16 protein-coding genes are annotated in these 15,911 nt (G+C 64.4%); 3 read left to right on the forward strand and 13 right to left on the reverse strand.

Going from position 1 to position 15,911, the window contains the following annotated elements:
- Nucleotides 1-200: 200 nt before the first annotated feature.
- The 12 genes from rpsG to G9U53_RS28360 form a co-directional block, all read right to left on the reverse strand.
- Entirely contained in the window at nt 201-671 is a 471-nt protein-coding gene (rpsG, locus tag G9U53_RS28305; protein ID WP_003941856.1) for a 30S ribosomal protein S7, read from the reverse strand.
- Complete coding sequence (gene rpsL, locus G9U53_RS28310) at nt 671-1,045, reverse strand: 30S ribosomal protein S12 (protein ID WP_003941908.1); 375 nt, start codon at nt 1,043-1,045, stop codon at nt 671-673. Before rpsL ends, rpsG begins: the two co-directional genes overlap by 1 nt.
- Nucleotides 1,046-1,454: 409 nt before the next feature.
- Nucleotides 1,455-2,000 carry a DUF3558 domain-containing protein gene (locus G9U53_RS28315; RefSeq protein ID WP_003942022.1) on the reverse strand — a complete coding sequence of 182 codons (546 nt, stop codon included), beginning with the start codon at nt 1,998-2,000 and terminating at the stop codon, nt 1,455-1,457.
- Entirely contained in the window at nt 1,997-2,545 is a 549-nt protein-coding gene (locus tag G9U53_RS28320; protein WP_003941874.1) for a DUF3558 domain-containing protein, read from the reverse strand. Before G9U53_RS28320 ends, G9U53_RS28315 begins: the two co-directional genes overlap by 4 nt.
- An 83-nt stretch (nt 2,546-2,628) precedes the next feature.
- Nucleotides 2,629-3,240 (reverse strand): TetR/AcrR family transcriptional regulator, encoded by a 612-nt coding sequence (locus G9U53_RS28325; protein WP_003942008.1) that lies wholly within the window; start codon nt 3,238-3,240, stop codon nt 2,629-2,631.
- Between the two features lie 60 nt (nt 3,241-3,300).
- Nucleotides 3,301-4,086, reverse strand: coding sequence for an enoyl-CoA hydratase family protein (locus tag G9U53_RS28330; protein WP_047268915.1), 786 nt, complete (start codon nt 4,084-4,086; stop codon nt 3,301-3,303).
- 13 nt (nt 4,087-4,099) lie between these two features.
- Nucleotides 4,100-5,260 carry an acyl-CoA dehydrogenase family protein gene (locus G9U53_RS28335; RefSeq protein ID WP_003942033.1) on the reverse strand — a complete coding sequence of 387 codons (1,161 nt, stop codon included), beginning with the start codon at nt 5,258-5,260 and terminating at the stop codon, nt 4,100-4,102.
- On the reverse strand, nt 5,260-7,245 hold the full coding sequence (locus G9U53_RS28340) for a biotin carboxylase N-terminal domain-containing protein (RefSeq protein WP_165639670.1): 1,986 nt from the start codon (nt 7,243-7,245) through the stop codon (nt 5,260-5,262). Before G9U53_RS28340 ends, G9U53_RS28335 begins: the two co-directional genes overlap by 1 nt.
- A gap of 8 nt (nt 7,246-7,253) precedes the next feature.
- Entirely contained in the window at nt 7,254-8,852 is a 1,599-nt protein-coding gene (locus tag G9U53_RS28345) for a carboxyl transferase domain-containing protein (protein ID WP_003941989.1), read from the reverse strand.
- Nucleotides 8,849-9,997 (reverse strand): acyl-CoA dehydrogenase family protein, encoded by a 1,149-nt coding sequence (locus G9U53_RS28350; RefSeq protein WP_007728404.1) that lies wholly within the window; start codon nt 9,995-9,997, stop codon nt 8,849-8,851. The genes G9U53_RS28345 and G9U53_RS28350 overlap by 4 nt, the downstream gene beginning before the upstream one ends.
- Nucleotides 9,994-11,715 carry an acyclic terpene utilization AtuA family protein gene (locus G9U53_RS28355; protein WP_165639671.1) on the reverse strand — a complete coding sequence of 574 codons (1,722 nt, stop codon included), beginning with the start codon at nt 11,713-11,715 and terminating at the stop codon, nt 9,994-9,996. Before G9U53_RS28355 ends, G9U53_RS28350 begins: the two co-directional genes overlap by 4 nt.
- Nucleotides 11,712-12,533, reverse strand: a complete 822-nt coding sequence (locus tag G9U53_RS28360) for a TIGR03084 family metal-binding protein (protein ID WP_165639672.1) — start codon at nt 12,531-12,533, stop codon at nt 11,712-11,714. The genes G9U53_RS28355 and G9U53_RS28360 overlap by 4 nt, the downstream gene beginning before the upstream one ends.
- Nucleotides 12,534-12,642: 109 nt before the next feature.
- On the opposite strand from G9U53_RS28360, the gene G9U53_RS28365 reads away from it, so the two are divergent.
- The 3 genes from G9U53_RS28365 to G9U53_RS28375 are packed head-to-tail and all read left to right on the forward strand — an operon-like array spanning nt 12,643 to nt 14,872.
- A complete protein-coding gene (locus G9U53_RS28365) occupies nt 12,643-13,443 on the forward strand; it encodes a crotonase/enoyl-CoA hydratase family protein (protein ID WP_047268912.1) in 801 nt (266 codons plus the stop codon).
- Nucleotides 13,440-14,300, forward strand: coding sequence for an EamA family transporter (locus tag G9U53_RS28370; RefSeq protein ID WP_042453112.1), 861 nt, complete (start codon nt 13,440-13,442; stop codon nt 14,298-14,300). The genes G9U53_RS28365 and G9U53_RS28370 overlap by 4 nt, the downstream gene beginning before the upstream one ends.
- A gap of 44 nt (nt 14,301-14,344) precedes the next feature.
- Nucleotides 14,345-14,872, forward strand: a complete 528-nt coding sequence (locus tag G9U53_RS28375; protein WP_003941993.1) for a gamma carbonic anhydrase family protein — start codon at nt 14,345-14,347, stop codon at nt 14,870-14,872.
- 40 nt (nt 14,873-14,912) lie between these two features.
- Here the strand turns inward: G9U53_RS28375 and G9U53_RS28380 are convergent, their stop codons facing one another.
- A complete protein-coding gene (locus G9U53_RS28380; protein WP_039972959.1) occupies nt 14,913-15,899 on the reverse strand; it encodes a pirin family protein in 987 nt (328 codons plus the stop codon).
- Nucleotides 15,900-15,911: the final 12 nt, after the last annotated feature.

Raw genomic sequence — 15,911 nt, forward strand, 5'->3', positions numbered from 1 at the left:
AGGTTTCTTCCCCGCTCGTTGCTTGGTTTTCGGGTGTCGGCCTTATCGGTGTGTTCCACCGTCAGGGCCATGGTCTTTCAATTATGTCTCTGCCGAGGCGAACCTGGCCACCTGCGTCCGGAATCCGTCGCGATGATCAGGCCGCCAACGGCGACAAGCGTCGGAGCCCCACCCGATGGCAGTTGCTCCGACGCTTTACATCACCAGCGGTAGTGGGCGAATGCCTTGTTGGCTTCGGCCATCTTGTGAGTGTCTTCGCGACGCTTCACAGCTGCACCGAGGCCATTGCTGGCATCGAGGAGCTCGTTGGCGAGACGCTCGACCATGGTCTTCTCACGACGTGCACGCGAGAAGGTGACCAGCCAGCGCAGTGCCAGCGTGGTGGAACGACCGGGGCGAACCTCGACCGGCACCTGGTAGGTAGCGCCACCGACGCGGCGGCTACGAACCTCGAGTGCAGGCTTGACGTTGTCCAGGGCGCGCTTGAGGGTGACGACCGGATCGGTGCCGGTCTTCTCGCGTGCCTGCTCGAGAGCCTGGTACACGATTCGCTCTGCGGTGGACTTCTTGCCGTCCAGCAGGATCTTGTTGACGAGCTGCGTCACCAACGGGGAACCGTAAACCGGGTCGTTGATGAGCGGGCGCTTCGGAGCGGGGCCCTTACGTGGCATTAGCTCTTCTCCTTCTTGGCGCCGTAGCGGCTGCGTGCCTGCTTGCGACCCTTGACGCCCTGGGTGTCGAGGGAGCCGCGGATGATCTTGTAACGGACACCCGGGAGGTCCTTCACACGACCGCCACGGACGAGCACCATGGAGTGCTCCTGAAGGTTGTGACCTTCACCGGGGATGTACGCGGTGACCTCGACCGAAGTCGTGAGGCGAACACGTGCGACCTTACGGAGCGCGGAGTTCGGCTTCTTGGGGGTGGTGGTGTACACGCGAGTGCACACGCCACGACGCTGCGGGCTGCCCTTGAGGGCTGCCGTCTTGACCTTGGCGGTCTTGTCGCGGCGACCCTTGCGGACCAGCTGGTTGATGGTTGGCATTTACCGGCTTTCTTGTGACGAACAGACTGCTCGAGCGAACTCGGGCCGTTCGAAAACGTGGCTGTTCTGAAATTAGGGATCTAGCAGTTGGAGCAAGAGAGCTGCTGCTCCTCACCCACCTCAGAGTCTGTACTCAGCACTTTCATGCCGCGCACTGCCCCCGAGGTCGGGCGTGTCGCATACCCCCACACAGGCAGCCGGATGCTCGTTCATCAGCAGTTTCTGCTCGAACGCGCGCACGGCAATACCTAGCTAGGCACACAGATCGGCCCGGGCATGCCGGACACGACCCATAACGATACCTGTCGGCGCGCCACGAGGTCAAAGCGAGGCCGCGGTGATAGTGACCTCACGCTCTGACCAGACACTCTGGCTGCACACTCAGACCACGCAGCCGGACCGGTCGCGATCAGATGCTGCGGTTCAACGTCAACGCGCCGAGCTTTGCCGCAGCCTCGCACGGATCCGCGCCGCCTTGCGGCTCGGTGACCCACCAACCGAACACTCCCCCGGCCGGTGCGCTCGCGCTCACCCCGCAGCTCTGCGGATCGGCCGGCTGGCGAACCTGGTACCCGCCACTGCCGTTGATGTCGATTTTCGCCACCACGTATCCCAGGTGCTCGAATGCAGCGCGCTCGTGATCGAGGGTGCCCGTCTCGAACCAGTTGAAGGTGATCTTGATCGGACCCGCGGCTCCGATGCCGTCCCAACGGCAGATAGCGCCGAAGAACCCACGCCCGACGGCGTCGGCACCCACTGCGCCGGCGATCTGCTCGTCGGTGACGGCTTCGCATTCTTGGAGGACGTTCGCGAATTCCTGGCTGTCACTACCGCCGTAGCTGCCCTCCGCACGAGGAGTCCCGGTGACCACCGAGCCGCAGCCTGTCAGCAGAACCAGCGACCCCGCCAAGGCGAGTCCGATCCTTATGCGCTTCACGGCGCCCTCGAACTTCACTGTGCCCTCGAAACTGTTTTTTCCATCAGATCCCGCGCCACCGTGCATGGATCCGCGGTCGGTGGCAGCAAACCGTAGGTGATCGACCAGTGCACGAAGTCTCCGCCGAACGCGATACCCAACTCGCACAACGAACCTGCGGTGGACGCGATGAAGCCCTGGTGTCCACCGATCGTGATGTCGTCGGCAGGACGTCCGAGCAGGTCGGACCCGGCCCGTTCGCGGCCGATCGGGCTACCGCGGTACCAGGAGAAACTGACGCTCGGACCGTTCGAACCGGCGACTTCCCACTGGCACCCGACGCCGTTGCGCGTCGTCGTCGCAAAAGCGCCGAGATTGAAGGCGTTGACAACTTCCTCGTCGGTCACCGAGCCGCATTCGGCGAACATCGGGCCCGGATCCGTAGGTGCGAGTGCCTGCGAACCCGCACCGTCGCCCGGCTGATCGACGGACCCGTCGCCGGAGCTGCAGCCGACCACGGCCGAGAGCACGGCAGCCGAGACCAATACCGAAGTCCCGATCGAAGTGAGAGTGCGTGCGGCCATGGAGCCGACTGTACTTCTCGGTGGCCCCCGACACACGCCACGTGCGCGTCGAGAGCACCGGCGCCGGCCCCGCCGCTACCGATTCAGGGAGTTGCCACCGGTACCCGAACAAGTGTGGAATCCAATTGCGCCGCCCACTGTTTGACCACCTCGGTGCGTCGGCGCGAGTCGTCTGTCAAGACATCAGCCAGCCCCAGCCCGCGGGCCAGGTCCAGGGTCGCCTGTACCAAGCGGTGCGTCACCGGGTCGGAGTCGTCGACACCCAGACTCTCGACGGCCATGCGGTGCGCGATGCGCCCGAATCGTTCCTCGAGGGGCAGTACGCGGGCACGCAGGTCGGGGTCGGAGGCAGCGGCCGTCCACACCTGCAGTGCTGCTTTGAACAGAGTCCCGGTGTAGTACTCCACCAACCGCGAAATGATCGCCTCGGTTCGTCCGGCACCCACCGGAAGGTCGGTCGATTCCTTTCGTGCCTGATCCATCCGGGCGTCGAACATCACCTCGAGCGCCGCGGTGATGAGGTCCTCGCGGGTCGGGAAGTGATGCTGCATCGCGCCTCTGGACACCCCGGCACGCTGCGCGACGACGCTCATCGTCGTTGCGCTCCACCCGAGTTCGGCGAGACACTCCACAGTCACTTCGAGCAGGTGGGAGCGCGTGACTCGACTTCGGTCCTGCTTGGGCTCTCGAGTCATCGCGCCGCCATCCCTTCTACTTCTGTGTTCCAGCGCTTCTGTGTCCCAGCTGCGCAGTTTCTACTGCGCCCAGGCCGCTGGACGCTTCTGCAAGAAGGACATCATGCCCTCACGAGCCTCGTCGGAGGAAAACAGCCGAGCCGACTGCGCGATCATCTCCTCGCCGTCCCGGTCGAATCCAGCCAGGACCGAACGCGTCGTGATCCACTTCGATTCGGCAAGTCCCTGCGGTGAACATTGGCGCAAGGTGCCGAGCAGTTCGGTGATCGACTCCCCCGTGTCCTGCGACGCGGCGGTGACGAGTCCGATGGATTCGGCCTCGTGCTGGCCGAACTTCTCTCCGGTGAGCAGATAGCGGCTCGCAGATCGCTGGTCGAGCCTCGGCAGGACCGTGAGCGAGATGATGGACGCTGCCAAACCCAACCGTGATTCCGTCACCGCGAAGGTGCTCGCCGGTCCGGCGACGACGATGTCGCACGCCCCGACAAGACCCATGCCTCCGGCCCGGACGTGACCGTCGATCCGCCCGATCACCGGCTTGGGAAGCTCGAGAATGCTGCGCAAGAGTGTCAGCATCCCCCGTCCTCGCTCCTTGACGGCGTCCTCCGGTGATGCGGACGAACCGGAGGCCTCACTGAGATCGGCTCCCGCACAGAATGTTCCACCGGTGTGGGTGAGTACCACCGCTCGAACTGCCGGATCGGCGGCAGCCGCCGTCAACCCAGCCTGCAACTCCGTGACCAACCGCGTCGAAATCGCGTTGCGGTTGTGGGGTGAGTCGAGAGTGATCGTGGCAGCACCGCCCGATACTTCGTACCGTACGTATGGCTTGTCCTGATCCGTCATGAGTCGCCTCTTCCTAGTAGGACCGTGGCAGACCGAGGGAATGCTGTGAGACGAAGTTGAGGATCATCTCGCGGCTCACCGGCGCGACACGGGCGATACGAGCCGCACCGAGCATGGCGGCCAGTCCGTATTCCTTCGTCAGTCCTGCGCCGCCATGCGTCTGGATCGCCTGATCGAGCGCCTTGATGCTGGCTTCGGCGGCGGCGTACTTTGCCATGTTCGCGGCTTCGGCAGCACCGAAATCGTCACCGCTGTCGTAGAGCACCGCGGCCTTCTGCATCATCAGCTTGGCGAGCTCGAGTTCGATCTTCACCTGCGCGAGTGGATGCGAAATACCTTGGTGCGCACCGATCGGCGTCTTCCACACCGTGCGCTCGTTGGCGAACTTCACTGCGGCATTCAGGGCGTAACGGCCCATGCCGATGGCCATCGACGCACCCAGGATGCGCTCGGGGTTGAGGCCGGCGAACAACTGCATCAGGGCGGCATCGGCTTCGCCGACCAGAGCGTCGGCCGGCAGACGGACGTCGTCGAGGAAGAGGATGAACTGGTGGTCCGGTTCGATGATGTCCATCTCCATCTGCGTCTTCACGAATCCGGGAGAATCCGTGGGGACGATGAACAGAGCGGGCTTGAGCTTGCCCGTCTTGGAGTCCTCGGTGCGCGCAACGACGAGGACCGCGTCAGCCTGATCGACACCCGAGATGTAGATCTTGTTGCCGCTCAGGATCCAGTCGTCTCCATCCCTGCGTGCCGTCGTGGTGATCTGATGAGAGTTGGAACCAGCGTCGGCCTCGGTGATTCCGAACGCCATGATCTTGGAGCCGTCGGCGAGGCTGGGTAGCCACTGCTGCTTCTGCTCCGCCGTGCCGTACTTGCCGATGATGGTGCCGCAGATGGCCGGGGATACGACAACCAGGAGCAGACCGGCACCCTGCGCCGCCAATTCCTCCTGCACCAGCGCGAGTTCGTAGATGCCTGCACCGCCGCCGCCGTATTCCTCCGGCAGGTTGACGCCCAGGAATCCGAGTTTGCCCGCCTCGTTCCACAATTCGGTGAGCGGCTCCCCCTTTCGCGCCTTGGGCAGCACGTAGTCGACGTAGTTGAAGCGCTCACCCAGTTTGGAAACGGATGCCCGCAGTTCCTTCTGCTCTTCGGTCTCGATGAAACTCATCATGCTTCCTCTTCTGTAGCGGGTTCTTCCACACGTGCGAGTACCGATCCGACCTCGACCTGCTGGCCGACGGCGACCGGAAGTTCCACCAGGACACCGGCAGTCGGCGCGGTGACGGTGTGTTCCATCTTCATGGCCTCCAGCCACAGAATCGGCTGGCCGGCGGTGACGGTGTCACCGAGTGCGGCACCGAGGCGGATGACCGATCCCGGCATCGGAGCGAGCAACGAACCGGCGGCGACTTCTGCCGACGGATCCACGAAGCGCGGTGCTGCCGTCAACGCGACGGGTCCGAGCGAGGAGTCGACAAAAATCTCACTCCCGTAGGCCGCAACGTCGAACGAGCGCTGTACTCCGCTCTGCTCGAGCACTACCCGGGTCGCAGTTGCCGACACCAGGCGCACGTCGTCGAAGCCTTCTGCACTCAGCACGCCGCTTCGGCTCAGGGAGTAGCGGACGTCGTAGTCGCCCGACGCAGTGGAATAGCTCTTGCTCTGCGGCTGCGACGGGAGGTTGCGCCACCCGCTGGGCAAGCGGCCGATGACGCGGGCCGACGCCCGGTTGTGCGCGGCATCGGCAAGTGCCGCCGCCAGCGCCGAGAGTTTTTCGGCGGCGGTATCGGCCAAGGGCGTAGACAGCTTCTCGAGGTCGTGAGTCTCGAAGAAGGCAGTGTCGGTGTCTCCGGCAATGAAGGCGGGGTGGGCCAGGACGTTGACGAGCAGGTCGCGGTTGGTGCGCAGTCCGTGAATCCTGGTGCGCGCCAGCGTCGATGCGAGCAGCCGGGCAGCTGCGGTCCGCGTCGGCGCGTACGAGATGACCTTGGACAACATCGGGTCGTAGTGGACGCCGACAACACTGCCGTCGACGACGCCGGAGTCGAGGCGAACGCCCTGCTCACGCAGAACACTGAATTCTTGCGGGTCACCGGGCAACTCGATGTGGTGGACGGTTCCGCTCTGCGGCTGCCAGTTCTTGGCGGGGTCCTCGGCGTACAGGCGCACTTCGATCGAATGCCCCCGGATCTCCGGCTGATCGTCCGGAAGTGCTTCACCTGAAGCGACCTGCAATTGCAGTTCCACCAGATCGAGTCCAGTGGTGCACTCGGTGACCGGATGCTCCACCTGCAAACGCGTGTTCATTTCCAGGAAGAAGAAGTCGCCTTTTTCGTCAGCCAGGAATTCAACGGTTCCTGCCCCCTCGTAACCGATGGCGTTGGCGGCGAGCCGCGAGGCGTCGAACAGCTTGTCGCGCATGGCGGGGATGCGTTGCACGAGCGGCGACGGGGCCTCTTCGACCACCTTCTGATGCCGACGCTGGATCGAGCACTCGCGCTCCCCCACCGCCCACACCGCACCGTGGCGGTCGGCCATGACCTGAACCTCGATGTGCCGACCGGTCTCGAGGTAACGCTCACAGAAGACTGTCGGGTCGCCGAAAGCGGACTGCGCCTCACGCCGCGCCGCTTCCAGTTCGCCGTCCAGCGCCGACAATTCACGAACGACACGCATTCCGCGTCCGCCGCCGCCCGCCGACGCCTTGATCAGCACCGGCAGATGAGCCTCGGTCACCGCGGCGGGATCGAGTTCGGAGAGCACCGGCACTCCGGCGGCGTCCATGATCTTCTTGGACTCGACCTTCGACCCCATGAGCTCGATGGATTCGACGGGCGGGCCGATCCACGTCAGTCCCGCGTCGATGACGCTGCGCGCGAACTCCGCGTTCTCGGAGAGGAATCCGTATCCGGGGTGAATCGCGTCGGCGCCCGAAGCCTTGGCGGCGGCGATGACGAGCTCACCCCGCAAGTAGGTCTCGGCAGGCGTGTTACCCGGTAGGCGAACCGAAGCATCGGCTTCGGCGACGTGCGGGCTGTCGGCATCTGCGTCGGAAAATACCGCGACCGTGCCGATTCCGTTCTTGCGACAGGTTGCAAAGACACGGCGGGCGATTTCGCCACGATTGGCGACCAGTACTGAAGTGATTGTCACGGCGTGCCTCACATACGGAAGACGCCGAAGTTCTCGGTGCCTTCGATCGGGGCGGTGGCGATGGCCGACAGGCACATTCCCACCACGGTGCGGGTGTCTCGGGGATCGATGACGCCGTCGTCGTACAGACGACCCGACAGGAACATCGGAAGTGACTCGGCCTCGATCTGGTTCTCGATCATCGCGCGCATGCCGGCGTCGGCCTGCTCGTCGAATACCTGGCCGCGGGCCTCGGCAGCAGCGCGTCCCACGATGGAGATGACGCCGGCGAGCTGCGCACCGCCCATGACGGCGGACTTGGAACTGGGCCAGGCAAAGAGGAACCGCGGATCGAACGCGCGTCCGCACATGCCGTAGTGACCGGCGCCGTACGACGCTCCGAGCAGGATCGAGATGTGCGGAACCTTGGAGTTGGCAACCGCATTGATCATCATCGATCCGTGCTTGATCATGCCGCCCTCCTCGTATTCCTTACCCACCATGTAGCCGGTGGTGTTGTGCAGGAACAGCAACGGCGTGTTGGAACGATTGGCGAGCTGGATGAACTGCGTGGCCTTCTGTGATTCCTCACTGAAGAGCACTCCACGTGCGTTCGCCAGGATGCCGATCGGGTAGCCGTTGAGCTCTGCCCACCCGGTCACGAGGGAGGAACCGTAGAGCGGCTTGAACTCGTCGAAGTCGGAACCGTCGACGATACGGGCGATGACCTCACGCGGATCGAACGGGATCTTCAGGTCGGCCGGAACGATGCCGAGCAACTCTTCCGGATCCTCGAGCGGTTCGATGATCTCCGCGCGCGGCGCCGGCCCCTTCTTGGTCCAGTTGAGCCGCTTGACGATCGAGCGCCCGATGCGGATCGCGTCCTGCTCGTCGGCGGCGAAGTAGTCGGCCAACCCGGACTTGCGAGCGTGCATTTCGGCGCCGCCGAGTGCCTCGTCGTCGGATTCCTCACCGGTGGCCATCTTGACCAGCGGCGGGCCTGCGAGGAACACCTTGGAGCGTTCCTTGATCATCACGACGTGGTCGGACATGCCCGGGATGTACGCACCGCCGGCCGTCGAGTTACCGAAGACCAGTGCAATGGTGGGGATTCCGGCTGCGGACAGCTGAGTGAGGTCACGGAACATACGCCCGCCCGGGATGAACACCTCTTTCTGCGTCGGCAAGTCTGCGCCGCCGGACTCTACGAGGGAGATCACCGGGAGTCGGTTCTGCATGGCGATATCGTTGGCGCGGAAACCCTTACGCAGCGTCCACGGGTTGCTGGTGCCGCCGCGCACGGTGGGATCGTTGGCGACGATCAGGCATTCGACACCTTCGACGACGCCGATACCGACCACAGTGCTGGCGCCGACCGGGAAGTCACTCCCCCACGCAGCGAGGGGACACAGTTCGAGGAACGGTGAATCCTGATCGAGCAGGAGTTCGATCCGCTCGCGTGCCAGGAGCTTTCCCCGCTTGTGGTGCCGCTCGGTGTACTTCTCGCCGCCACCCGCCAACGCCTTGGCGTGCTCGACCTCGATCTCGGCGAGCTTGGTGTTCATGGTCGAAGTTGCGGTCTTGTACACCTCGGAATTGGTGTCCAGTGTTGACCGGATGACACTCATGACTGATACCCCAATCGCTTGGCCGCGAGGCCGGTGAGGATTTCGGTGGTTCCGCCACCGATTCCCAGAATTCGCATGTCCCGGTACTGCCTCTCCACTTCGCTTTCCTGCATGTATCCGAGGCCGCCGAACAGCTGAACAGCTTGGTTCGCAACCCATTCGCCCGTCTCGACTGCCGTGTTCTTCGCAAAGCACACCTCGGCGATCAGATCGCCGTCACCGGCCATGTACCGCTCGATCACCGAGTGCGTGTACACCTTGGCGACGTCGATCTTGCGGGCCATCTCGGTGACGGTGTTCTGGACGGCCTGCCGACTGATCAGGGGGCGACCGAAAGTCTCACGGGCGCGGCACCATTCGAGCGTCAGCTCCAGGCAACGTTCTGCACTGGCATACGCCTGCGCGGCGAGCGCTACCCGCTCGGAGACAAATGCCTGGGCGATCTGCGCGAAGCCGCTGTTCTCTGCACCGACCAGATTCTCCACCGGAACCCGGGCGTCGACAAAGGAGAGTTCCGCGGTATCGGATGCGCGCCAGCCCATCTTCTCGAGTTTGCGCGAGACGGTGAATCCCGGTGTGCCCTTCTCGATCACGAGCAGTGAGACACCACCCGCGCCGGGACCACCGGTGCGCACCGCTGTAACGACGAAGTCCGCTCGAACGCCGGAGGTGATGAACGTCTTGGCGCCGTTCACGACGTAATGATCGCCGTCGCGCTTGGCTGTAGTTGTCAGGTGCCCGACGTCGCTGCCTCCGCCGGGCTCGGTGATGGCGAGCGAGCCGATCTTGTCGCCGCGCAGGGTCGGCTTGACCCACTTCTCGATCTGCGCCTCGTCGCCGGCCGCGATCAGGTGCGGCACCGCGATGCCGCAGGTGAAGAGCGATGCGAACAGCCCGCCCGACGCACCTGCCTGATGCATCTCCTCACAGATCACGATGGAGTCGACGGCGTCGCCGCCCTCACCACCGGCCGATTCGGGTGCGCTGGCCCCGAGGAGTCCGAGAGCGCCTGCCTTGCGGTGCAATTCGCGCGGAATCTCGCCGTCTCGCTCCCACTGCGTCAGATGCGGCAAAATCTCCTGGTTCACGAATCCGCGTACGGTCTCGCGAAGCGCAAGCCTTTCCGGTGTGGTCCACACGGTCACCGTGAATCCTCTTTCTCGTCAGTTACGGGGAGTAGCGAAATCGGGATGTCGATGTGGCGCGAACGCAGCCATTCACCAATTCCCTTGGCCTGCGGATCGAACCGCGCCTGCGAGGCGACACCCTGACCGAGAATTCCCTCGATCACGAAGTTGACGGCACGAAGGTGCGGAAGCTGGTAGCGAGTGACGTTCAGGTCTGCTGCTTCCGGTAGCAGTTCCTTGAGCATCTCGACGGTCAGTGTGTGCGCCAACCACTTCCACTGATCGTCCGTGCGAACCCAGACGCCGACGTTGGCATTTCCGCCCTTGTCGCCGCTACGGGCACCGGCGATCGTGCCGAGTGGTACTGAAAGCGACGTCTGTGGCGGCAACGGCTCCGGACGCTCCGGTTCGCCGACGGGTTCGAGGTCGTGCGTCAACGTGGACGGAGCGATGTCCACGCGCGTGCCGTCCGGCAGTACGGCCACGTGCGGCACCGATCCCGCGTCGACGTAGCCGGGGGTGAACACTCCGTACGGTTGGCCGTTGCTCGGCGGAGCCGTCAGCGAGAAGCCGGGGTAGCTGGCAAGTGCCATTTCCACCGCAACCGCGGAGAAAGGGCGACCGATCACCTTGGGGTCGGAATCGCGAACCACGCAGCGCAGCAACGCACTCGCGGTTTCCTCGGTGTCGGAATCCGGATGATCCGTGCGAGCGAGAGTCCAGACCAGTTCGGCGGGCTTCTTCGTCAGCCAGGATTCGAGCTGAGTCTTCGCCAGATCGGCCTTGGCCTCGATGTCGAGACCCGTGAGGATGAAGGTGGCCTCGTTACGGAACCCGGCCAGCGTGTTCAGGGAGACCTTGTACTGCGGCGGCGGAGCCTCGCCCGTGACGCCGCTGATCAACACCCGGTCCGGGCCTTCCTGGGTGAGCACTGCGTTGTCGATGCGGGTCGTCACGTCCGGGCCTGCATAGCGTCCACCGGTGATCTCGTACAGCAGCTGCGCCGTCACCGTGCCGACGCTCACCTCGCCGTCCGTTCCGGCGTGCTTGGTGATGACCGAGGTTCCGTCCGCGTTGATCTCGGCGATCGGGAAGCCAGGCCGGCCCAGATTGGGAATCTCTGTGAAGAACGCGTAGTTGCCGCCGGTGGCCTGGGTTCCGCACTCGATGACGTGGCCCGCCGCGACAGCACCGGCAAGCTGATCGAAATCATCTCGCTTCCAACCGAAATGGTGAGCGGCCGGACCGACGATCACCGACGCATCGGTGACCCGTCCGGTGACCACGACATCGGCGTCGGCCGACAATGCTTCGACGATGCCCCAGGCGCCGAGGTACGCATTGGCCGTCAGCGGGGAGCCGAGTCCGAGTTCGTCTGCCCGAGAGACCAGATCGTCACCCTCGACGTGGGCGATCTTTGCGTTCAACCCCAGCTTGGTGTTGACCTCGCGCAACGCGTCGGCCAGTCCGGCCGGGTTGAGACCGCCTGCATTCGCGACGATCTTCACCCCCTTGTCGAGCGCAAGGCCGAGCGTGTCCTCCACCTGCCGCAGGAACGTCTTCGCGTAGCCGAGCGCCGGGTCCTTCATCCGGTCCCGCCCGAGGATCAACATCGTCAGTTCGGCCAGGTAGTCGCCGGTCAGGTAGTCGAGTTCGCCGCCCTCGAGCATCTCGCGCATCGCCGAGACGCGGTCGCCGTAGAACCCGGAGCAGTTACCGATCCGTACCGAACTCATTTGCCCACCTTCGATGCTCGTCCCTCACCGCTGGATCCGACGGCGGCTCGTCCCTCACCGCTGGGTCCGGCAAAGGCCTGCGCGAACCCGAGCCACTCGTCCGCGTCGGCACCCACGACGACCAGATCGAGATCGGCGCGATTGGCGCGCTGGGTGACCAGCAAGCAGAAGTCCAACGCCGGCCCGGTAACCTTCTGCGGCGCATCTTCCGGCCCCCAGGTCCAGAGCGACCCGTCCGGCGCGGTCAACTCAACCCGGAAATCGTCGGCGGGCGGCGTCTTCTCGTTGACCGAGTACGCGAAGTTTCGCGTCCGCACACCCAGGTGAGCGATGTTCTTGATGCGCGCCGTCGGAGCGCGTTCGACGCCGAGTGCGTCGGCAACGTCCTGCCCGTGCGCCCACGTCTCCATCAGTCGCGCGGTAGCCATGGAGACACCGCCCATGGGCGGGCCGTACCAGGGGAACTTGGTTCCGGCCGGGGCGGCGGTGAGCGCCTCGACGAGAGCGTTGCGCCCCGCTCGCCAATCGGCGAGCAACTCCGCCGGCTGGCGGGCCGCCTGTTCGGCAGCACCGTCGTCGACAAACCCTGCCGGGTTCACGAACGCCGCCTTCAACTGCTCCGCGAACCCGTCCGGGTCGGTGATCGCCAGGATCGCTGCACTGTCCGTCCAGTGCAGGTGCCCGATCTGATGTGCGATGGTCCACCCTTCCGCAGGCGTCATTGTCGCCCACTTCTCCTCGGGCAGATCCGCAACCAGGGCGTCTAGGCTCTCGCCTTCGGCCCGCAAGTCATCGATGAACGTCTGAAGTTCGGCCATGCGACCAGCATCACACCCACATCCATAAAAATCAAGCACGAATGATTGTTATTGCGAAATCCTGTGGTGAGAGACTGAGTTCAACTGCCATCGACAACCAGGAGCACCCATGAGCGACGCCGTACTGATCTCGCGAACCGGCGATGTGGTCACGTGGACCCTCAATCGCCCGGACACCCGCAATGCGATCTCCGAGATCGACATGATCGAGGCCCTCGAAGACGCAGTCACCGCGGTCAACCGAGATCAGAGTGTGCGCACGGTCATTCTGACGGGGGCCGGATCGGCCTTCTCCTCCGGCGGCAACGTCAAGCACATGCGAGACAAGGAGGGCATGTTCGGTGGCGCACCCGGCGAGATCCGCCAGGGCTACCGGCACGGCATCCAACGCATCCCGCTCGCGCTGTACACGTGTGAGGTGCCGACCATCGCGGCGGTCAACGGCCCGGCCATCGGAGCGGGCTGCGACCTCTCACTCATGTGCGACCTCCGCATCGCCTCGACCGCCGCAGTCTTCGCCGAGAGTTTCGTCAAGGTAGGACTCATTCCCGGCGACGGCGGAGCGTGGCTGCTCCCCCGCGCGATCGGCAACGCCCGCGCGGCCGAGATGGCGTTCACCGGTGAACCGATCGATGCTGCGAAGGCACTCGACTGGGGTCTGGTCTCGCAGGTGACCGAGCCCGAGGAATTGCTTTCCGCTGCGCACGCTTTGGCAGCTCGAGTAGCCGCCAATCCCCCGCAGGTACTCCGCATGACCAAAAAGCTCCTCCGCGAGGGCCAGCACCAGAGCCTCGAGAGCTTGCTCGAACTCTCGGCCGCCATGCAGTCGATCGCCCACCACACCCGAGATCACCACGAAGCCGTCGCCGCTATGCTCGAGCGTCGAAGTCCCGAGTTCACCGGAGAATGAAGGCGGGCAGTCAGCTACTGCCGGTCGGAGCAGTCCTCACCTCGATACTGTCGCTCCAGTTCGGAGCGGCATTCGCGACGACATTGTTCTCGCAGATCGGGCCGGCCGGAGCCACGACGCTGCGGCTGACGATCGCCGCGATCATCCTCGGCGTCATCGTCCGCCCGCGATGGAGCAGATGGTCGAACCGGCAGCGCAAAGGCATCTTCGCGCTGGGCATCGCCCTCGCCGTGATGAACGGCGCCTTCTACCTCGCCCTCGACACGGTGCCCATCGGAACGGCCGTCACCATCGAGTTCCTCGGACCGCTCACCCTGGCCGCAGTTCTGTCTCGTCGGTGGGCCGACGGAGCATGGGTGCTGCTCGCCTTCGGCGGAGTGTTGCTGCTCGGGTTGGGCGATCACGGCGAATCCGGCTTGGACCCGATCGGGGTGATGTTCGCGTTGATCGCCGCTACTGCGTGGGCCGGATACATCGTGGCCGGTTCCCACCTGGCCGCGACGCTCCCGAGCGCCGACGGGTTGGCAGGCGCAAGCATCGTCGCGGCCGTATTGACGCTGCCCTTCGGCGTCGTCTCGGGAGGAAGTGAACTGCTGGATCCGACGATGCTCGCCGCAGGCGCAGCCGTCGCTGTCCTCTCGTCCGTCATCCCGTACAGCTTGGAAATGTGGGCGCTGCGCTCTCTCGCCAAGAAAGTCTTTGCCGTCCTCATCGCCCTCGAACCCGCAGCGGCCGCACTGGCCGGAGTCCTCGTGATCGGGCAAACGCTCGACGCATTCACACTCGTGGCCATCGCACTGGTGGTGACCGCGGGCGTCGGCACAGTCGTCATGAATCGAAAACCCACAGCGAAGTAGTCCAGGTACCGTCAGAGCACGTCATTCCAACGCACAGGAGAACCATGACCAACCCGATCATCGCCACCGTTCTCGGTAACACCCCGCAGATCGACGAAAGTGCGTTCATCGCACCCAACGCCACCGTTGTCGGCGCGGTGACCATCGCTGCGGGAGCCAGCATCTGGTACGGCGCGGTTATCCGCGGCGACGCAGAATCGATCTCCATCGGCGCTGACACCAACATTCAGGACAACTGCACCGTGCACGCCGACCCGACGTTCCCCGCAGTGCTGGGCGAACGAATCTCGGTCGGCCACAACGCAGTGCTGCACGGGTGCACCGTCGAAGACGACGTTCTCGTCGGCATGGGTGCCGTGGTGCTCAACGGCGCACACATCGGCTCGGGGTCACTGATTGCAGCCGGTGCCGTCGTGTCTCAGGGGATGCAAATCCCGCCTGGATCACTGGTCGCCGGCGTGCCCGCCAAAGTCAAACGTGAACTCTCCGAAGGCGAAAAGGCCGGTATCACCGCCAACGGCGCCGGCTACATCATGCTCGCGAAGGCTCACCAGGACATCGAACAAGCCTGATCGAAACGACGCTCGCGGCCGGTAGCAGCAAGAGCAACGACTAGCCTCGGGGCCGCAACGTACTGTTCGGCAACTCGGGTGCCGGGAGCGCCGGACCGTCGTATCCCGGCACGACGCCGAAACGCCGGTCCGGGACGCTGCCGTCGAATCCGGAGGCAAGCTCGGCCTGCCACTTGCGTCGATACTCGACGATCTCTTCGTGTGTACGGCCCATGAAGTTCCACCACATGATGACCTGCTCGCCCAACGGTTTCCCGCCGAGAAGTAGCAGTCGAGCCGGTTCGGATCCCGGATTGCGCAAAGTCAGTTTTCCGAAACCCGGTGCTTGATAACCCAACTCGGCCCAGCCGACAGTGGTACCACGCAGAACAACCGATCCTTGATCGACGATCACGCCGTGCTCATGTGAACGATCGACATCGAGGGCGATCTCGGCCCCAGGATCGAGAATCACCTCGGCACCGAGTAATTCGGTGAAGGTAGACACCGGAGACGTTTCACCGGCGAGCGAACCGAGGAACACACTGAGCGTGACACCATCGGTGGTCACCGGCTCCGGTCGATAGTGAACGAACGCGGGTGCGGTATCGCGCGCCGCATCCGGCAGCGCCACCCACAACTGCATCCCGTGCAGAACCTTCGTATTCGGCGTCGACACCTCGGAGTGCGCGATGCCACTCCCGGCCGTCATCAGATTCAGTTCACCCGGCCGTACCATCGCATGGGAACCGATGCTGTCACGGTGCTCGATCTCTCCGGTGAACAGCCAACTCACCGTCTGCAAACCGGTATGCGGATGCGGCGGCACATGCATGCCCGGTCCTGAGCCGACGTCATCCGGACCGTAATGATCTGCAAAACACCATCCCCCGATCAGCGAACGCTCGCGTTGCGGGAGGGTGCGTCGCACTCGCATGGCCCGCGGGCCACCGAGCGGTACGTCGCGCGGGGTGAGGATCTGAATCTCGCTCTCCGCCGGATGGCCTTCGCATTCCTGCTCGACGGGCTGCGCTTCGAGGTTGCTCATATCGTCCATCCT

It is taken from the genome of Rhodococcus sp. D-46, from assembly GCF_011290655.1.
GTDB lineage: Bacteria > Actinomycetota > Actinomycetes > Mycobacteriales > Mycobacteriaceae > Rhodococcus_F > Rhodococcus_F qingshengii.